Annotated in this window: 15 protein-coding genes; 5 read left to right on the forward strand and 10 right to left on the reverse strand. The window is 39.8% G+C overall.

The window, feature by feature from the left end:
• Nucleotides 1-135: 135 nt before the first annotated feature.
• Nucleotides 136-1,443: an acetylxylan esterase gene (locus WJR50_RS10740; protein ID WP_341293268.1), complete on the reverse strand. Its 1,308-nt coding sequence runs from the start codon at nt 1,441-1,443 to the stop codon at nt 136-138.
• A 93-nt stretch (nt 1,444-1,536) separates the two neighbouring features.
• Here WJR50_RS10740 and WJR50_RS10745 point away from each other — a divergent pair, with 93 nt between their 5' ends.
• On the forward strand, nt 1,537-2,325 hold the full coding sequence (locus tag WJR50_RS10745) for a TspO-related membrane protein (RefSeq protein ID WP_341293269.1): 789 nt from the start codon (nt 1,537-1,539) through the stop codon (nt 2,323-2,325).
• Nucleotides 2,326-2,394: 69 nt separating this feature from the next.
• Nucleotides 2,395-4,623 carry a SulP family inorganic anion transporter gene (locus WJR50_RS10750; protein ID WP_341293270.1) on the forward strand — a complete coding sequence of 743 codons (2,229 nt, stop codon included), beginning with the start codon at nt 2,395-2,397 and terminating at the stop codon, nt 4,621-4,623.
• A 59-nt stretch (nt 4,624-4,682) separates the two neighbouring features.
• On the opposite strand, the gene WJR50_RS10755 is transcribed toward WJR50_RS10750, so the two are convergent.
• The 5 genes from WJR50_RS10755 to WJR50_RS10775 all read right to left on the reverse strand — a co-directional run bounded on the left by WJR50_RS10755 (nt 4,683) and on the right by WJR50_RS10775 (nt 11,783).
• Entirely contained in the window at nt 4,683-5,297 is a 615-nt protein-coding gene (locus WJR50_RS10755; RefSeq protein ID WP_341293271.1) for an outer membrane beta-barrel protein, read from the reverse strand.
• A 241-nt stretch (nt 5,298-5,538) separates the two neighbouring features.
• Nucleotides 5,539-7,944 carry an ABC transporter permease gene (locus tag WJR50_RS10760; RefSeq protein WP_341293272.1) on the reverse strand — a complete coding sequence of 802 codons (2,406 nt, stop codon included), beginning with the start codon at nt 7,942-7,944 and terminating at the stop codon, nt 5,539-5,541.
• Nucleotides 7,945-8,040: 96 nt separating this feature from the next.
• Nucleotides 8,041-10,464, reverse strand: coding sequence for an ABC transporter permease (locus WJR50_RS10765; RefSeq protein ID WP_341293273.1), 2,424 nt, complete (start codon nt 10,462-10,464; stop codon nt 8,041-8,043).
• A gap of 205 nt (nt 10,465-10,669) precedes the next feature.
• A complete protein-coding gene (locus WJR50_RS10770) occupies nt 10,670-11,062 on the reverse strand; it encodes an arsenate reductase family protein (protein WP_341293274.1) in 393 nt (130 codons plus the stop codon).
• Nucleotides 11,063-11,126: 64 nt separating this feature from the next.
• Nucleotides 11,127-11,783 (reverse strand): histidine phosphatase family protein, encoded by a 657-nt coding sequence (locus WJR50_RS10775; RefSeq protein ID WP_341293275.1) that lies wholly within the window; start codon nt 11,781-11,783, stop codon nt 11,127-11,129.
• Nucleotides 11,784-11,823: 40 nt separating this feature from the next.
• Between WJR50_RS10775 and WJR50_RS10780 the strand changes: the two genes are divergently transcribed.
• Both WJR50_RS10780 and WJR50_RS10785 read left to right on the forward strand, forming a co-directional pair.
• On the forward strand, nt 11,824-12,240 hold the full coding sequence (locus tag WJR50_RS10780) for a hotdog fold thioesterase (RefSeq protein ID WP_341293276.1): 417 nt from the start codon (nt 11,824-11,826) through the stop codon (nt 12,238-12,240).
• Between the two features lie 12 nt (nt 12,241-12,252).
• On the forward strand, nt 12,253-13,500 hold the full coding sequence (locus WJR50_RS10785) for a chorismate-binding protein (RefSeq protein ID WP_341293277.1): 1,248 nt from the start codon (nt 12,253-12,255) through the stop codon (nt 13,498-13,500).
• 37 nt (nt 13,501-13,537) lie between these two features.
• Here WJR50_RS10785 and WJR50_RS10790 read toward each other — a convergent pair whose 3' ends face one another.
• Both WJR50_RS10790 and WJR50_RS10795 read right to left on the reverse strand, forming a co-directional pair.
• The gene (locus WJR50_RS10790; RefSeq protein WP_341293278.1) at nt 13,538-14,875 is read right to left on the reverse strand and encodes a TolC family protein; all 1,338 of its coding nucleotides are present in this window, start codon (nt 14,873-14,875) and stop codon (nt 13,538-13,540) included.
• 4 nt (nt 14,876-14,879) lie between these two features.
• Nucleotides 14,880-15,572, reverse strand: a complete 693-nt coding sequence (locus tag WJR50_RS10795; RefSeq protein WP_341293279.1) for an ABC transporter ATP-binding protein — start codon at nt 15,570-15,572, stop codon at nt 14,880-14,882.
• Nucleotides 15,573-15,954: 382 nt separating this feature from the next.
• Here WJR50_RS10795 and WJR50_RS10800 point away from each other — a divergent pair, with 382 nt between their 5' ends.
• Nucleotides 15,955-16,104 (forward strand): hypothetical protein, encoded by a 150-nt coding sequence (locus WJR50_RS10800; protein ID WP_341293280.1) that lies wholly within the window; start codon nt 15,955-15,957, stop codon nt 16,102-16,104.
• Nucleotides 16,105-16,160: 56 nt separating this feature from the next.
• On the opposite strand, the gene WJR50_RS10805 is transcribed toward WJR50_RS10800, so the two are convergent.
• Together WJR50_RS10805 and WJR50_RS10810 are read right to left on the reverse strand one after the other, a co-directional pair.
• Nucleotides 16,161-17,510 (reverse strand): sensor histidine kinase, encoded by a 1,350-nt coding sequence (locus WJR50_RS10805; RefSeq protein ID WP_341293281.1) that lies wholly within the window; start codon nt 17,508-17,510, stop codon nt 16,161-16,163.
• Nucleotides 17,500-18,897, reverse strand: coding sequence for a sigma-54-dependent transcriptional regulator (locus WJR50_RS10810; protein ID WP_341293282.1), 1,398 nt, complete (start codon nt 18,895-18,897; stop codon nt 17,500-17,502). Before WJR50_RS10810 ends, WJR50_RS10805 begins: the two co-directional genes overlap by 11 nt.
• Between the last annotated feature and the right edge of the window lie 227 nt (nt 18,898-19,124).

Consider the following 19,124-nt stretch of genomic DNA (forward strand, 5'->3'; position numbering starts at 1 on the left):
ACGCTCTTTAGCGGGAGTAATTTTAATTTACCAAAAAAGGGAGGGAAAGGAAACCTCAGGATATAAAAAAATAAATGAAGCTGCCGTAAAATTATCAGTTTCTTAACGGCAGCTTCTGAATGTACATAGGAGTATTTATTTGAGGGCAGTTTTTTTGACGCCTAACTGCTCCAGCAACCACTGATCAGTTTTTTCAACCTGTTCAGGAAAGCGCCAGTGGGCAGTTTCCTGGGCCAGCAACAACTGCTTGGGAGCATCCACTACATTATACACTGAATAAGTGGTGGTAGGAGGGCATACATGATCATTGTAGCCCCATGAAAAATATCCGGGCACTTTGATATGCCGGGCAAAGTTAACTACATCATAATAACTGGCAGTTTCCACTTCTTTAGGGTCAGCTCCGGAAGGATTGTCTTTATATTCCGCAAACATATGCGGCCAGCCACCAGCTCTTCCATGCAGGTATCCACTCATATCGCTGAGGGCAGGAAAGTAAGATACATAATATTGTACTCTATCATCCAGCGCTGTGGTAATTACCGACAAAGCTCCGCCCTGGCTACCCCCTTCCACTGCTAATTTACCATTGTATTCAGGTAGTGTCTCAATAAGGTCAATTGCACGAACGCAACCGAGATAGACTCTTTTGTAGTAATAATCGTCTTTGTCATCCAGGTTAGCATTCCAGTAGCCATCAAGGGCTCCATAACGAAGATTGTCATACACTACGGGGTCCAGATTTACCGGGATGCCATGTATGCCGATCTGAAAAGTAATTACACCCTGCTCTGCCAGGCCTACATCACCATTATATGGGCGCACGCCAGCACCGGGTACATTCAGTATTGCGGGATATTTTCCCTCTGCTTTGGGTACGCAAAGAACACCATACATCTTTCCTCTTTGATTGTAATTATTAATACTCACATGGTAAACATTTACCTTATCGGTACAGCGTTCGGGCATTAGCGTAAGATTGGGTTCTAAAGGAATTTTAGAAGATTCTTCAACCGCATCCTGCCAGAAGTCCCAAAAGTCATCAGGCTCCTTCACCGTTGGCTGTATGGATAAAGGGTCAAAGGCTGCAGTGGCTCGTCCTTCATACTTTTTGCCATCAATCTCAACACTGGCTTCGCAACGCAGAAAACCGGGTTGATTCATGCTTCCTCCCTTAAGTTTTGTCTGACCATTTTTGAGCGTAATGGTTTTACTTTCTCTTGCTGGCATCAGCTCGGGCATAATTTCATAGCTTAGCTCAAGGCCTTCAACCGGATTACCATTCCGGAGTACCTGTATGTGAAAGTCTACATTTTCACCGGTTTCATATATCCAGTCGTCATGGTCGGGTGAGATCACAACTTTGACCATTTCCTGCTGCGGCTGCGCATTTAACAAGATTGGAAAGGCCAGTATGACAATTAGGCTAAGTTTTTTTAGCATGTTACAGTTAGTTGTTGTTATTTAAAAATGAAGAAAGAAATCAAGGTTTCAAAGGTATCATATAGAAAGCAAAATTGCCCAAAACAATAAAGGATGAATCAGGTAAGCAAAATAAGTGGAATAAGGTGGATGGTAGTGCTTTTTTTTCTGCTCACCATCATCATGAATTATATTGCCCAGATTAACCCCTTTAATGGACAGACCAACGGGGAAGTTTCTGACAAATACAGTACGCTCATTACACCTGCTGATTATGCTTTTTCTATCTGGGGGATTATTTATCTGGCATTGGGAATATATGTTTTCTATCAGGCATTGTGGGCTCCAACCGAGCAAAAGGTATTTGATAAAATTGGCAAATGGCTCATCGTCAGTTTTATAACCACTAGTTTATGGTTGCCTGCTTTTCAGTATGAGTTGCTGGGCCTCAGTGTATTGATCATGCTAGTGATATTGCTATCTCTCATTATGACTAATATTATTCTGTTAAAAGATAAAACTATTATGGGTGCTGAGCGTGTTCTGCTCAAAATTCCTTTCGGCCTTTATCTGGGCTGGATCTCGGTGGCAACGATTGTAAATACTACCGTTTTACTCAAGTACACAACCACATTTTTCCTTAGTGCAAGTGAAATTCTGTGGTTGTGGATCATACTAGCTGTAGGATTTATTTTGGTAATTTTGGTAACTAAATTCAGCAGAAATGTGAGTGTATCACTCGTATTTGCCTGGGCATATTTTGCTATTGGAAATAAAGAAAGTCAGACAGAAGATACGACTACCATTGCCATTATAGCCGCAATAGTCCTTTTGGTAGTTTCTGCTATTTTCGCATTTCAATTTTATAGCACAAGCAGAAAAGTAGGGTTTGGAGGGAGGTGAAGTAAAATATATAGGTTTTGACTTACATCTTTTTTTTATATTTTACTGACCCTACACTAAAAATTACGAATGACAGCTATTAACCTAGATAAAGAGCCATCCAATGGGTGGAAAGGACTCGTACATTTTTGGAAAAATGATCTGGTTGCAGCCATCAGCGTAGCCCTGGTAGCTTTACCACTTGGACTGGGTATTGCTGTAGCTGCCGGTGCTCCTCCTATGTCAGGGCTCATTTCTGTAGTAGTAGGCGGGGTAGTAGCTACTTTTTTGAGAGGAAGTTATGTAGCAGTTAACGGTCCTGCAAACCTCTTGGTGGTAGTAGCATTAGCAGCTTCTGAAAATATGAGCGTAAACGGTGAGTCTGGTTTTCAGTATGCCATGGCTGCATTTGTAGTTTCAGGTTTCATTCAGTTGATTTTAGGTTTCTTTCGTTTGGGAAAACTCGCCAATCTGGTACCAGCAGCAGCTATACACGGGATGCTGGCAGCGATAGGTTTTTTGATTATTGGCACACAAATCCATTATGTACTGGGAGTTGAGGCAGATGTTTTAGCTTCTCTTAAACAAGTTCCCTCTGCATTACTGAGAATTAATCCATTTATTCTCATTATCTCCATTGCGAGTTTGTTGGTATTGGTATATTATTCTAGGATAAGCTATCGCTTTATAAGACTGCTGCCTGCTACCATGTGGGTGTTATTTATTGCTGTTCCTCTTTTTTTCTTATTTGACACTTTAGCTGCATCACAGTTTCTGGGAAGGTGGCAAATGGGAGAAGATTATCTGGTTCAGTTACCTCAGAGTATCACTGAGGATCTTATTCTTCCTGATTTTTCAAGAATGGATGAGCCTATCTTCTGGTTGACTGTATTTCTGGTTACTGTGGTTTTGTCTGTTGAATCATTGGCAATTTCAAAAGCGGTAGATAAGCTGGACCCTTATAAAAGAATCACAAATTTAGATAAAGATTTACTTGGAATAGGAGCGGCAACTGTCGTATCCGGCTTTTTAGGAGGACTCCCCGTGACTACGGTAATTGCTCAAAGTTCAGTAAATATTAACAATGGCGCTAAAACTAAGTGGTCCAATCTAATGCATGGCTTATTGGTTATGCTTTTCATACTGGCGTTTACCGGCATTATTCAACTGATCCCGATCGCAGCCTTAGCGGCAATACTTATCTATACTGGTTATATGCTTACTGCTCCTAAAGTATTTAGAAGGGCCTATCAACAGGGATGGGAGCAATTGGCAATTTTGGTGGTTACTCTGGTGGCAATTCTAAGTATCAGCTTGATCAGCGGATTATTTATTGGGGTGATATTTACCATCATACTTCACTTTTTCAGAAGTGGCATGCCACTAAATTTATTTATACGCTATACACGTAGTCCTTTTGTGAAGATAGTGCAGGAGACCAAGCGTACTTACCTTTTTAAGGTGAAAGGAATTGCAAATTTTGCCAACATCCTACAACTACAGAATAAGCTTCGGAGGCTAAAGGATGATAAGAAAATCATCATGGATTTTTCTCATGCCCGTCTGGTAGATTTTACAGTGCTGGAATATCTGCACGAACACGCTGAGAAATACAACAGAAATGGTGGTGAATTCCATTTCACAGGGCTTGATGTTCACATGACGTCTTCTCACCATCCCTACGCACTGCATGTGCTTAAAGCTCCTAAGCCTAAGAAAATTCGTCTGACCCGCAGGCAAAATGAGTTGAAACAGCTCGCCCAGTACAAATTATGGGATTACGATCCTGAAATTGAGTGGAATGTCACAGATCTGCAACGTTTTATGTTTTTTAAAACCAGACCGGTAGAATATCAGAAAAATCAATTGAATGGTGAAAATGAGGTTTTGGGTGTAAACTGGAAAATTTGTGACATAGCGCTGAAGAATGCTTTTGTGGCCTTTGAAAATTACCGGCTTACCGTGGAGGTACTTTCACTTCCTTTTGAAATTCCAAAGTTCTCCATGGAAGAAGAGTCTCTACTGGATAGGATGACGCTCATTGCTGACCAGAAAGATATTGATTTTGATGAGTACAAGAATTTCTCCAAAAAGTTTCTGGTGCAGGGACCGGATGAATCAGCCATCAGACATCTGTTTACTCCCGAACTGGTGAGATTTTTTGAGAGAAGTGAAATATATCATCTGGAAAGCATCGGCAAAGAACTATTGATTTTCCGTCATTTGCGTCTGACAAGTCCTCGTGAGATTGTGAAAATGGTTACCTACAGTGAAAAATTGGTAGAAAAGCTGCAAGAAGCAGCTTTGCTCAAAGCATAAAAAAGCCTTTCCAATTTGGAGAGGCTTATATTACTTTTTTTATAAATAAGTTATTAATTTTAGAAACGGACGCCTAATAAAATACTTAACGCACTATTATTAATTTCACTATTCACAATTTCTCCATTATCAGAAATCATACTGGGACTGGAACTGATATTGTTTAGCCCCTGGTAAAAACCAAATTCTATAAATGGAGTAATAATTTCCAAAGGCAAACCTAACCCTGCTTTTAACTGTACCCCATGATCATTACTGCCAATACTATTTGGAGTTCGCGATATAATAGGATTGTAAGAGAGTAAATAACCATATCTGTAATTTGCGCTTACAAAAGGCTCAATAGCATTGATCTTCTTTTTGGTACCTATCCCCGCACTTGCGTACAGATATTGCATTAACATTTCATTTTCAAAACTGCTTTGCTCAACACGCCCTCCCATTTGAGCATATCCTATTTCTATCGGAACAAACAAAAGATCAGCCAGAGGAAATGATTTTGCCACACCAAGTTGTATACCTCTACGGCTATCCAGAGCCACTTTTTCATTTCGTATCATATTTTCCTGTTGGGCAAAATTAGCCCCGGCTTTCACTTCCATATCCTTATAGAATTGAGCATGAAGAGAGGAAGAAAAAGTGAATAAAGCTAGAATTATGATATACTTTCTCATGCATATGAATAGTTTCATTATCACTGTTTGCATTAAATTATTTTTTGCAAAAACTAAACCTCAGACGATAAATTTAAGTGTATAAATGTGATTTTATAAGTATATTAAGTGTATTGTCTTACATGATCCAGTATTACTATTTATTTCTCACATTTAAACTTCTACGAAACGGATTAAGAAAAGTGATAACATTAACTATTTAGTGGAAAATTTCAGCTTTGATAATGAGATATTAATCTTGCTACTCACTCCTCAAAGATCTGGCAGGGTCAGTTCTGGCAGCTTTAAGTGATTGAAAACTTACGGTAATCAGTGCTATCGTAATCGCCAGCAGACCTGCTAATATAAAAGTAGCCACGTCTATAGGAATACGAAACGCGAAGCCTTCCAACCATTTTTCCATCACCCAGTAGGCTACCGGTACGGCAATCAGGAAAGCAATTCCAATCAGCTTGGTAAAATCTTTAGAAAGTAGAACCAAAACATTTAATACAGAAGCGCCCATAACTTTGCGTATACCAATTTCTTTGGTGCGCTGTTCGGCAGTAAATGCAGCCAGGCCTAACAGCCCAAGACAGGCAATGAAAATGGCTATAGCGGTAAATGTGGTAAACACCTTGCCTAACCTTTGCTCAGCCCTAAAAAGGGCGTCAAAATCTTCATCCAGAAAAGTATACTCAAAGGGTTCACCCGGTGCTTGTTCTTTCCAGAACCGCTCAATACTCCCCAGGCTTTCTGATAGTTTGCCAGACTGCAAACGAACTGAAAGGAAAGCACCATTCTTAGTATATAGCATTGCGATCGGGCGGATATTCTGTTTCAGACTTTGAAAATTAAAATCCTTCATCACACCTATCACTTTGAGCGTTCGTCCTTCGTTGTCACCATAGAAATTAATTTCTGCATTGAGGGGCGACTCCAGATTAAGTTCTTTCACAGCTGCCTGATTAAGAATGACTGCCGCAGTATCACTGGGAAATGATCTTGAGAAATTACGTCCTTCCAGAAGCTCAATTCCTAAGGTTGGAATATACTCATAATCACCATAATGCCAGGTAAGCAGATGGTCTTCATCCGATCCTTTCAAACGGAAAACTGAAGTATTATTAATATCAGGTGGAACATTAGTAGAAACAGCAGCACTTTCTACCACAGCTAAATTTGTAATCTGATCGCGAACGGTTTGAATTTTGTCTCCCAGCCTTCTTCCATTTTTGATGATCAGTACATTCTCTTTGTTAAATCCCAGGTTAATATTTCTGGTATATTCAAGTTGTTTGTAAACCAGAATAGTACATACTATCAGGGCAATAGAGATAAAAAACTGAAATACCACCAGGCCATTGCGTATATAGCTGCTCTTGAAACCTGATCTGATCTTGCCTTTCAATACATCTGCCGGGCGGAAAGCCGAAAGATAAAAAGCCGGATAACTACCTGCCAGTAATCCTACTACAAGGATAATCAGGACAAATACCCAGGCAAGCCAGGGTTGGGTGATGATGTTGAAAGAAATGTCTTTGCCAGAAATCTGGTTAAAAGGCTCAATCGCTAGACTTATCAACAGAATGGCGATGAGGGTGGCGATAGTACTTACCAAAATAGACTCGGTAAGGAATTGAGCAATCAGGTGACTCTTTACCGAACCCAAGGTCTTTCTTACACCCACTTCTTTTGCCCGGTTGGCAGATCTTGCGGTAGCCAGGTTCATAAAATTGATACAGGCAATAATAATCATGAACATGGCGATTGCGGCCAAAATGAAAACGTAGGTAATATTTCCGTTAGGTTCTATTTCAGCATCCAATTGAGAGTGAAGATGGATATCGGTGAGTGGCTGAAGAAAATATCCATATTGCCCTCCCTGTTTTTCAAACTCTTCCAGAGAGATGCCCATAAACTGCTGAACCTCTGGTCCAACATACTTTTCTACCAATACCTTCATTTTGTCCTCCAACTGAGCGACTTGTGCTTCAGTGTTTAGTACAAGATAAGTATATAGAGAATTAGAAAGCCAGGCATCATCTCTGCTAAAAGGAAGGGTTGACATGGAATATAACATGTCAAAGTGAAAGTGAGAATTGGCAGGTGTATCCTTTACAATTCCAGTTACTTCGTAATTAGAGAAGAAATCTCCAACATTTAGCGTTTTACCTAGGGCCGATTCATTACCAAAATATTTTTTGGCAGTAGACTCACTGATTACAATAGTATGAGGCTCTTTCAGTGCTGTGGCCGGGTCACCAGCCAGTAGTTCAAAATCAAAAACATCAAAAAAGCTGGAGTCAGCAAAAAACACTTGCGTCTCCGTAAAAACAACATCTTCGTATCGGACTACTTCACTTGCAAGTTTATAAAGTCGGGTATAATTATCTACCTCGGGAAATTCATTTTGAGCTACCTGACCTAAAGGAGGGCAGGTGACAGCTACAGCGATTTCCTGGCCGGAAATTCTTCCCTGAAGTCCCACTCTGTAAATTTGCTCAGCCTTGCTGTGAAATTTATCGTAGCTGACTTCATCCACCACATAAAGTACAATGAGCATGAAACTGGCGACGCCAACGCTTAATCCCAGGACATTAAGCAGGGTATAGAACTTCTGTTTAAGTAAGTTACGTAGACCTAGGGTAATGAAATTTTTGATCATCTTTTTACTTACAGCATAAGCCGGAGTTTTGAGTTTATGTTAATATAGATTGGGTGAATTTTATAATACTAACCTGTAAATTTGCGAATAATTTTGTTATTGATCTCTAAGTATTTTTACCGGATTACTATTGGCAGCCTTGTAGGTTTGAGACCCCACTGTAATCCAGGCAATGAGTAAAGCAAACAAGCCAGCCGCCAGAAAACTCCACCAGGGTAGTGCATCATGATAGGCGAATGTTTCCAGCCAGCGGTTCATGATCCAATAAGCAATAGGACTGGCAACTGCAAAAGACAAGATTACCAGCAAAGTGAATTTTTTTGCCAGCAATAACAGTATCTGAAGTACAGAGGCACCCATCACTTTCCTGATGCCTATCTCCTTAAATCTTTGTTCAGCAGTATAGGATGCTAATCCCACCAGGCCCAGTGCTGCAATAAACAGGGCAAGCAAAGAAAAGTAGGTTACTACTTTACTGAGGCGATCTTCAGCATTGTATTGTTCCTGAAACCGGTTTTTGATGGTATAATAGTCAAAAGGAAGATCAGGCATAAAATAAGACCACTGTTCCTGTAAATAAGCCAGGCTTTCATCCCATTGGTCCTCAGCTACTCTCACGATGATATTATTGGCTCTACCATTGGTCACCAGGAAGATAATGGGGGAAATGGGCTGATGCAATGACTCAAAATGAAAGTCTTCTACTACGCCTATAATTTTTCCACGACGGTTTCCTCCTCCATAATCAACACTTTTATCAATAGCTTCCTCTGGTGATTTCCATCCCATAGCGGAAACAGCTGATTCGTTGATAATAAAAGCTTCGGTTGAATCACTAACCAGCTTACGGTCAAAGTACCGGCCAGCAATCAATTCAACCTGAAGTGTATTGAGGTAATCGTGATCCACATGAATGTCAGCAACACGAAAGTTAACCTGCTGCATCTCTCCATCTACTTCAGCAGAAATGCCTTGAGAATCCAGTAATCTGCCAGAGGGAACCCTGCTACTCATACTTACATCACTAATTCCGGGCTGCTGTAGAAGCCTATCTTTGATGTTTTCGTATTGATTGTATATGTCTTCATTAATTGGGAGTACAGCGAGATGGTTATCATTGAAATTTAGCGGTTTGCTTTTTACATAGGCCAACTGCTTTTCAACGGTAATTACACCGATAATGAGTGCAATAGAGATTGTAAACTGAATTACTACCAGTGCAGAGCGCAAATACGGATGTTTGCCTTTAGGCTGCTGACTAGCCCTTAGAATAGTACTTGGCTGGAAGGATGACAAAATGAAAGCTGGATAACTTCCCGCAATGATGCCTACCAAAGCAATAGTGAGAATGATGGCTGTGATAAACCATACATTTTCCGTAAAGTCCAGAGAAATGCTCCGCTGAACAAAGTCATTAAAGTCAGGAATGAAAATGGCAAGTAACAGTAATCCCAGAATTAATGCTGCAAATGAAAGTATAATGGATTCGGTAAGAAACTGACGAATTAAATGTACCCTTAATGCGCCCATTACTTTTCTAACGCCTACTTCACGGGCTCGGCGCATGGATCGGGCAGTAGCCAAATTGATAAAATTGATACAGGCTATGACCAAGATGAAAATTGCAATGATACTGTATATGTATACATATTTGATGTCTCCATTAGCCTCAATTTCACTATCCAGATGTGAATGAAGGTGGATATCGGTTACTGGCCACAGGTGTAAAAGATTAAATTCTCCGGCAGGTATTCCGTTAAATTCGCCGAGGTGGCTGGTAATAAAATCGGGGAATTGGGCTTCCAGGGCTTGTGGATCATAACCTTCAAGGAGTAAAAGATAAGTAGCATAATTATTACTGCCCCATTGTTGCATCAGCTGCTCTCTGCCAAAGAAATTTTCAACAGCTTTGAAGGAAGCAATCAGTTCCGGATGAAAGTGAGAATTGGCAGGAATATTCTCCATAATACCACTCACCTGAAATTCAGCCTCATCATTGTAAATTAAGGTTTTACCTATTGGGTCTTCATTTCCAAAATATCTTTGGGCAGCAGTTTCAGAGATTACAATAGCATTTGGTTCTGCCAGTACCGTATTAGGATCTCCCTCCAAAAGTTTCCAGGAAAACAGTTTGAATGCTTCCTCATCCGCAAAGAAAAAATGCTCCTCTACAATTTTGATATCATCTTCTTCATTGGTAACAATGGGGTTATCACCCAGAAACCTGACTGCTTCTTCAACTATGCCCGGAAAATCATTCTCCAACAATGGGCCGAAAGGAGGAGCTACATGGCCTAAATGTAGACTTGTTTCTTTATCCTGGTTAAGCCATTCTCTGGAAACCCGGTAAATACGATCTGCCTTATCGTGATAAGTATCATAGCTCAGTTCGTACTGAACAAATAAAAATATCAGCAGGAAGGCCGTAATACCGACGGTAAGTCCAAAGAGATTAATGAAAGTAACCTGCTTGTATTTCCACAAGTTGCGGATGGCAATGTTCAGGTAGTTTTTCCACATGGGCTAAGTTGTTTTAGTTTAGGCGGTGTATTATACTTTATGTAACAAAATCAATTCATATGCCATGCTTCCAAACCTCTAAATTCAGCGATAATCGGGGTTTTACGAGATAACAGTTGTTCATATACGTACACGTTTGTACGGTAGTGGACAAAAAAAAGCGCCTTAAAAGCGCTTTAAATCAAGATTATTGTTTATAAATAAATTACGTTTTCCTATTTTGATCATAACCCTGACCATCATCCAGGCTAAGGATATGACTGGGTAAATCGGCAATGATAGATTTGTCTCCCAATATACCGATGGGAGTTTTCATAAGATGGGGGTCATGTTTCAACACGCTTAACCATTCGGTTTCTTCCATATTTTTACCCTCATACTTTTCCTTAAAAATATCCGATTTGACATCTATTAGCTTTTCAACACTTACCCCTAGTTTGGTTAGCAGTTGTGCCAACTGACTTTCAGTAAGTGGGTTTTTGGATATATCTACCTCATTTACATTCTGAGCAATTTGCTTAGCATAAGCAATGGCCTCCCGGTCTCCTTGCTTATCAAAATTGTAAATAAGCGTAATCTCTTTAGGGTTAAATTCCATAAAAAATAAATCTTGCTGTAAAAAATTAGTTTAACAAGTATAAGTTAATAACTGTATATGTGAATTAAGGTTTCTTATCTTCTTCTGCAAACGAAGGAATTACTGGTAAATGAGATTGCTCATTTGCCAGTTTTACCTCAAATGTTTCAGTTTTATAATCGTATTCTATGAGATATAGGCACAGGTTGGCATGACCAAATTCATCCATCTTACTTAGATCATAACCAAGCATCAAACATAGCAAGATACGCATCGCTCTTCCGTGCATGCATACTAGTACGGTATGTTCGTCAGGGTTAGCAATGATTTTTTCAAGGGCAGGCTTTTGCCTTTCCATCACCATATTTGGACTTTCGCCTCCTTCAATTGCCCTATCCAACTCCCCTTTGGTCCATGATTTTATAATAGAGGCATAGTACTCGCTATCTTCAGCATTGGCTACTTTCCCTTCCTTTTCTCCCCAGTTTATTTCATTCAGCCCTGCCAGCTTGGTGTGTGGCAAATCCATTTCCAAAAAGTGCTCCACCGATTGTATACTTCTTTGTAATACCGACGTATACACATGTTGAAATGGAATATCCTTATAGCTTTCGTAGAAGTGCCTTGCCTGAAGTCTTCCCAAATCGTTCAGCGGGGCGTCAATACCACTTCCCTGTACTACTCCTTTTCTGTTATATTCAGTTTGTCCGTGTCTTATTAAATATATTTTCTTCTTTTGCATCTGATAAAGTTGAGTTCAAAATCCCGAAGTTAAGAAATTTATGATAGATACTAATGTCAGCATTGAAACGATCAACGCACTATGTAAAGGCAATATGTGCGAACATTTGGCTATAGAAATAACAGATGTGAGCGAGAAGAGTTTAAGTGGTAAAATGCCGGTGGATCATCGCACCAAGCAGCCGATGGGTTTGTTACATGGTGGAGCCTCGGTAGCATTGGCTGAAACCTTGGGTAGCATTGCCTCAAGTTTGTGCATCAATAATAAAAATCAGTACCCTGTCGGGCTGGAGATAAATGCCAACCACCTAAGAGCTGTAAAGCAGGGGTTTGTTTATGCAAAAGCAGAAGCAATACACATTGGCAGGAAAACGCATGTTTGGGAGATTCGTATTACCGATGAACAGCAAAAACTAATATGTATCAGCCGATTGACCGTAGCAGTGATTGATAAATAGCAGCTAAAAATTATGGAAGAAGCCGTAGATATCAAACAGTCTTCAATATTAGATACGCAATTAGTACATGACCATTTTCTGGCGATAGGAAAAAGTAGAAATTATCCGATAGCTGCATGGCGACTGCCGGATGATGATGTACAACATATTATCATGGATGTTTCTGGTGAAGTAAAGCTGGTAGATATTGAACTGGAAACTATGCCTCCGGGATTTATCGTGAGCCCTTTTGCAAAAGATTTTTCTCAAGAAGCAAGCAAGGCAAATTTTATATACGCAGATCTGCATTATGATAGCCGGAGTAGAAGTATTCAGGCAAACTCGCTGAACCGTAATGGAAGGGCAGATGCAGAAAATATTAAGTCTCAAATCCTAAATGCTATAGAGAATCATAAAGAAATCCATCCTGAGCAGGAGGAAGGCGTAACGTATGAGCTTAAGCGCAATCAGCAAATGAGTCATGAGGCATTTCTGAAACTGATTGAAGATGCAAAGGAACAAATCAAAGATCAGCGTTTCAAAAAGGTAGTTCCGTCACGTTGTCAATATGTTCGCCTGCCAGATGATTTTAACATTGCCGCTACTTTTCAGCGCATGTGTAATACGTACCCTCATGCTTTCGTCTCAGTCATCGCTATGCCTGAATTGGGGGTTTGGCTGGGTGCTTCTCCTGAAATACTCGTGAAGACTTTTGTACAGGATGGGCAGAAAATGTTTAGCACTATGGCTTTGGCAGGAACTCAAAAGCTGGATGAAGAAAATAATGTTAAAAATGCAGCCTGGAGAGGAAAAGAGATTGAAGAGCAAGCGATGGTAAGTCGTTACATTATTAACTGTTTTAAGAGAATTCGTTTGCGGGAGTTTGATGAGGATGGGCCGCATACTGTTGAAGCAGGGAACCTGCTTCATCTACGGACTGACTTTACAGTGAATATGGATGTGGTGAATTTTCCCGAATTAGGATCAGTCATGCTAAAATTGCTCCATCCAACTTCAGCAGTTTGTGGTTTGCCCAAGGAGCCTGCTTTGCAATTCATAGATCAGCATGAACATTATGATCGGGAATTGTTTGCCGGTTTCCTCGGACCAGTCAATATTAACGAGGAGGTTAACATATTTGTGAATCTCAGATGTATGCAGTTACAGGGAACAAAAGCATTGATCTATGCTGGTGCAGGTGTCACTGCCGATTCTGAGCCAGAAAGAGAATGGATAGAAACATCAATCAAAATGGAGACTTTGAAGAAGGTGTTATATTAAAAAAGCTGCCAACAGGCAGCTTTTTTGGGATGTATTGTCAGTTTTGTTTGAGGGTACCTTTATAATATTCCAGTGCTGCTTTTTGAAAGATAATCTGATAGTCGGCCTGAGCTTTGGTAGAAAGCGCTTCCACATAAGCCGCATTGACACGATTAAGGTCAAGAATATTACCTACCCCTAGTCTGAATCTTTCTTTTTCTGCTTCCAGCGCTTTTTCAGCTGCTCTTACCTGAGCTTCAGCGGCAATAATTCTCTCCTGAGAGGTTTCATAATCAGCAATTGCAGTCTGAACCTGTTCAAAGATATTTCTTTCTAAATCTTCCATATCCAGGATTGAGTTGTTCAATAACTGTCTGCTACGTTGAACCTGAGTCCTGGTATTGAGATTATTAAATATGGGTATACTTAAATTTACATAGAGTACCTGTGATTGATTAATATCAAATAACTGTTCATTGAAACCGTAACGGACTTCTAAGTCAGAGTACTGTGAATATAGTTCATATCCAAGTATTAATCGGGGGTAGTATAACCCTTTGGTGGCTTTAAGCCCAAACTTATTAGCTTCAATACTCGTCTCCTGCTGTTTTATGTCAGGACGGTTTGCAATGGCAGTATTATATACTTCTTCTAATGAAATACTTTCCTGTAAAAGTTGATCTTTTGATAAGTTGGGTTCTCTAAATTCCCAATCCTTGAAAGGATCAATTTGTAAAAGTCTGATTAATTGAACCCTACTAATTTTGAGTTGATTTTCACTTTCAACAACAGTTAGTGCTGCTCGTTTAGCTTCAGCTTCCTGGTTATATTGATCCGCTATATTTCTTGTGCCTGCTTCTACAAATGTCTTGATACTCTCTGCTAATTCATTTTGCTGCTCCAAGTTAGCCTTGGCTATCCTCAGCAACTCCTGATTGAGTAATACTTGTAAATATTGTTGTGATACATCAAAAACTACATCCTGCTTAGTTTGATTGATCTGGTAGAGTTGTGATTCAGCAGCATGTTGCCTTTGTTTAATGGTATTGATAATGGTAAAACCATTGAAAAGAGTGATGCTAGAACTTAATCCACCATTTAAGCGGTTAACTTGCTCATCAGTAAATCCTCCGGAGGTATTATCAAACTGCCTTCCATAAATACGTTGTCCGGTAACACCGAAACTTAGAGATGGTGCAAGATTAGCATAAGCTTGTGCACGTTCGGCTCTGCTTGTCTCCAGTATGTTTTCTTGCTGCTTGATCTGGATATTTTCTCGTAGGGCAATATTTACAGCTTCCTCGTAGGTAAGCGCCAGGTCTTCCTCCTGCGCTTTTACAAACGTAGATAGGTATGTAGTCAGAATAAGGGCTAATGTGGATATGCGGATTAACATAGGACTATGCTTCTTGTTCTTTTTTTATGATTTCATCACTTTCCAGCGCACCATCTACAATCTGAATGATACGGTCGCTGTAGCTCGCATTATCTTCAGAATGGGTTACCTGGATAATGGTCATACCTTCTTTGTTGAGCTGTTTAAAGAGTTCCATCACTTCACGACCCTGCTCAGAATGTAGGTTACCGGTAGGCTCATCTGCCAAAAGTAACTTTGGCTTACCAGCTATGGCACGCGCTACTCCTACCAATTGCTGTTGTCCACCGGATAACTGCTCAGGAAATAAATCTTTTTTGGCTACCATCTGGAACCTGTCCAGGAGCTCGGCTACTCTTGCCTTACGCTCTTTGCCTTTCATATTTTGATAAAGTAAGGGAGTCTCAATGTTTTCAAATACTGTCAACTCATCAATGAGATGGTAAGCCTGAAACACGTATCCAATGGTATGTTTTTGCAATTCACTTCTGTGTCTTTCTTTAAGCTTGTGTACAGGCTGATCCAGTAAGAAATATTCTCCGGCTGATGGTGGGTCCAACAATCCGATAATATTGAGTAGGGTGGATTTACCAGCTCCACTGGGTCCCATGATGGTTAAAAATTCACCTTCTTTTACTTCCAGGTCAATCCCTTTTAGAATGAAAGTTTTTTTAAAACGGGACTGAACGTATTTGTCAACATCAATGAGCTTTAGCATAATAGAAGTTAGAGTTTATGGTTGTAAAATGAGTTTGCCAATAAGTATGCCAATGAAAAATAGCTTTATTTCATAGCATTAAAGCATATTTTGTAAATCTGAGCGTCCGATTTTGAATAATGGATGTACGATATCGTACATGATGTACTTTTTGAGGTATAATATTAAAGAATCAAAAAAAAATCTTTTAAATCAAAGTGGCTTAGAATTTGTTCAATGAGATCATCGTAAAAAATCAGCTTTTAGACCCTGATAATTTACTTCTAATGTCTAAGGATTGGGTCCCTGATACATTCTTACTATGTAATATGACAGCCGGATTGATATTGTATTTTTCTAACATTAAGTATTAATTTGAATAAAAATTTTAACAGACAGGAATATGAAGAAAATAGCAATTGCTTTGGTTTCAGGAGTTCTCTTGAGTGGATGTTATGCGCATGTTTGCCCTACTTATACTGTAAATCCGGAAAAGAAAGAAATTCAAAAGACTGTGAAGGTAGAAGAACTCAAAGTAGAGAAACCTTCATAATTTGTTGTAAACAATAAGGTGTAATGAATCAAAGCAGCCAAATTGGTTGCTTTTTTTTATAACTGTAGCGTAAAAGTTGTACCCTTTCCTACTACCGACCTCGCAGTCAAATTTCCATGGTGCATCTGCATAATACGTTGAGAAAGGCTCAGGCCAATTCCAGAACCATGATTTTTAGTCGTATAAAAGGGAATGAATATTTTTTCTAATGCTTCCGGTTCAATGCCTGGCCCGTTGTCAGTAATTTCAATAAATACCCTTTGCTCATGATCAGTAAATACAGAAACTATGATGGCTGGATCCTCAGTTTCTTCCAAAGCCTCAGCGGCATTTTTTAAGATATTAATGAGTACCATTTCAATCAGCTTAGGGTCTATTCTCACAATAAGGTGAGGAGGGTTGATCTTAACACTGATTTTCACATGAGATTTAGCCACGCCTGCTTTAATCAATTGCACTACTTCTTTGATGATATCGTCAATCTGTACTCTCTCAAAGTCTGGTTGAGGAATACTGGTGAAATTACGGTATGCTTCAACAAAAGTCACCAGTCCTTTCGTCCGGTTTTCAATGGTTCTCAGACTCATAGTGATATCTTCATAAGATTCTTCATTGAAAGAGACCATACCATTTTCGCAGATTACATCTTCCTGAATGATATCAATGGCGGTACCTGCGAGAGAGGCGATTGGAGTGATGGAGTTCATGATCTCATGACGCAATACTTTGGTAAGGTTTTGCCAGGCCTCTATTTCCTGCTGTTGTAATTCAGACAAAATGTTCTGAATGGATACTAGTTTGTAGGAACTTCCTCTAAGTCTAAGTTCAGTAGCATTGATAGACAGATGTAAATCAGGACTTGGCTTGTAAAGCGTTTTGGAGCCGGGAGGTAGCTGATTAATAATGTTATACAAATCATAGTTTACCCTGGCCAGATCGCTGATCTTATTGAGCTGATTGGTTTTAAGAAACCTTTTAGCCGTGTTGTTTACTAATTCAATCTTTCCTGTTTCATCATAGGACAACAGACCAACATTTACATGCTGTACTACGGTTTTGAGATATTGCCAGTTTTCCTCTTTTTCAGCTCTTGCTTTTCGGAAGGCATCAAATACCTCATTAAACATACGGTTGAGGTCACCAAAACTTTCTCCCAACTTGCTATCTCGGTTGAAACCGGCAGTAAAATCAGAGTATTTTACGGCTTCCAGAAAGCGGGTTAGCTTTCGGTTGGTCTCCAGCACATACTGATAAAGTTCGTAGATCTGGTAGGCAACCAGTAATGAAACGATAACTCCACTTGCAATACGGTTGGTGTAAAAGATAAAGTATAAGCAAAGCAACATACTGGCCGCGAGGAGAAGTATCCTGACCAGTAATGCCCATTCAAAACGGTTATATATCATACTTTTCAAGCCTACGGTATAAAGAGGCCCTGGTCAGCCCAAGATCTCCTGCTGCTTTGGAAATATTTCCATTGTGCTTTTTCAATACTTTTCTGATCAGCAGCTTTTCTACCTCTTCCAGGTCGTACTTTTCAATATGCAGCTCTTCCTGACCTTCGGTCTGTTTGTTATTATCAGCATTAAAGAAAAAGTCCTCTGCCTGTAGAGTAGGCTTACTGCTCAGAATTACGGCTCTTTCTACCGAATGCTGTAGCTCTCTGATATTACCCGGCCAGTGGTACTTTTGCATTCTTTTGATGGCGCTTGGGCTGATAGAATGTATTGATTTATTGTACTTTTTAGAATACAGGCTCAGAAAGTGCATAGCCAGGGGCTCAAGATCATCCAAACGTTCACGGAGAGGAGGTAAGTGAACCTCAATGGTATTAATACGATAGAGTAAGTCCTGACGGAATTCATTCTTTTTAACCATGTCGTAAAGCGGCATATTGGTAGCAAAGATCAGCCGGACATCTACATCAATCATTTTGTTAGTACCCACCGGGGTGATTTTTTTGCTCTGCAATGCGGTAAGCATTTTGGCCTGCAAAGGAAGTGATAAGTTGCCAATCTCATCCAGAAAGAGTGTACCATCAGATGCAGCTTCAAAACGACCCACTCTGTCTTGTTTGGCATCTGTAAAAGCCCCTTTAGCATGCCCGAAAAGTTCACTTTCAAAAAGGGTTTCAGTTACCGCTCCTAAATCCACGTTGATAAATACATTATCGGCCCTTTTGGAACGACGATGTATAGCCCGGGCAATTACCTCTTTACCAGTACCATTTTCACCGAGGATAAGTACGTTGGCATCAGTGCTGGCAACCTGCTCTATGGTTTCAAATACTTTAAGCATAGATGGGCTACTTCCGATAATGTCTTTAAATTTTGAATTGATATCCTCATTCATGATCTCCTGCTGAGACCTGAGCTGGTGGGCTTCATGGCGTGACTCACGTAAGCGCATAGCAGCGAGTACAGTTGCCAGCAGCTTCTCATTATTCCAGGGCTTAAGTACGAAGTCTGTGGCTCCTTCTTTAATGGCTCTTACCGCCATATCTACATCGCCATAGGCAGTAATCATGATGACCACTGCGGAAGGATCTCTTTCCAGTATCTGATCCAGCCAGAAGAACCCTTCTTTACCACTACTTACATCTTTGGTAAAATTCATGTCCAGCAGGATTACATCATATTGCTCATTGCTGATGAGCGCCGGAATGGCACCAGGGTTCTTGTCGGTATCTACCTGCAAAAAATGTCTTTTAAGAAATATCTTGGCGGCTTGTAATACATCCTCATTGTCATCAATGATGAGAATTTTGCCGGTCTTATTAATTTTTCTGCTCATACTTTTTAGAGTGAGGTTGTTTTTTGTTTTACACAAAAGTCAAAGACTGTACCGTAGCATATTGAAAATTAGCAAGAAAAGATAAAACATTAGTTTAAAGCATCCTAAGGGTTTTCAGAGGACACATTTTGTAAAACTGAAAATTTTAAATTTTTGAAAGTTAAATTGTTAAACGTACACAAACGTACAAAAATTGTTCGTTAACGTACACTTGATCCTCAAATAAA

This window comes from Catalinimonas locisalis, from assembly GCF_038039535.1.
GTDB lineage: Bacteria > Bacteroidota > Bacteroidia > Cytophagales > Cyclobacteriaceae > Catalinimonas.

Bases quoted from the DNA above. Each gene is read 5' to 3' on its own strand.
- WJR50_RS10780 (WP_341293276.1), top strand. From the start codon at position 11,824: ATGATAGATACTAATGTCAGCATTGAAACGATCAACGCACTATGTAAA.
- WJR50_RS10795 (WP_341293279.1), bottom strand. From the start codon at position 15,572: ATGCTAAAGCTCATTGATGTTGACAAATACGTTCAGTCCCGTTTTAAA.
- WJR50_RS10765 (WP_341293273.1), bottom strand. From the start codon at position 10,464: ATGTGGAAAAACTACCTGAACATTGCCATCCGCAACTTGTGGAAATAC.
- WJR50_RS10805 (WP_341293281.1), bottom strand. From the start codon at position 17,510: ATGATATATAACCGTTTTGAATGGGCATTACTGGTCAGGATACTTCTC.
- WJR50_RS10760 (WP_341293272.1), bottom strand. From the start codon at position 7,944: ATGATCAAAAATTTCATTACCCTAGGTCTACGTAACTTACTTAAACAG.
- WJR50_RS10770 (WP_341293274.1), bottom strand. From the start codon at position 11,062: ATGGAATTTAACCCTAAAGAGATTACGCTTATTTACAATTTTGATAAG.
- WJR50_RS10775 (WP_341293275.1), bottom strand. From the start codon at position 11,783: ATGCAAAAGAAGAAAATATATTTAATAAGACACGGACAAACTGAATAT.
- WJR50_RS10790 (WP_341293278.1), bottom strand. From the start codon at position 14,875: ATGTTAATCCGCATATCCACATTAGCCCTTATTCTGACTACATACCTA.
- WJR50_RS10745 (WP_341293269.1), top strand. From the start codon at position 1,537: ATGAATCAGGTAAGCAAAATAAGTGGAATAAGGTGGATGGTAGTGCTT.
- WJR50_RS10810 (WP_341293282.1), bottom strand. From the start codon at position 18,897: ATGAGCAGAAAAATTAATAAGACCGGCAAAATTCTCATCATTGATGAC.
- WJR50_RS10750 (WP_341293270.1), top strand. From the start codon at position 2,395: ATGACAGCTATTAACCTAGATAAAGAGCCATCCAATGGGTGGAAAGGA.
- WJR50_RS10755 (WP_341293271.1), bottom strand. From the start codon at position 5,297: ATGAGAAAGTATATCATAATTCTAGCTTTATTCACTTTTTCTTCCTCT.
- WJR50_RS10785 (WP_341293277.1), top strand. From the start codon at position 12,253: ATGGAAGAAGCCGTAGATATCAAACAGTCTTCAATATTAGATACGCAA.
- WJR50_RS10800 (WP_341293280.1), top strand. From the start codon at position 15,955: ATGAAGAAAATAGCAATTGCTTTGGTTTCAGGAGTTCTCTTGAGTGGA.
- WJR50_RS10740 (WP_341293268.1), bottom strand. From the start codon at position 1,443: ATGCTAAAAAAACTTAGCCTAATTGTCATACTGGCCTTTCCAATCTTG.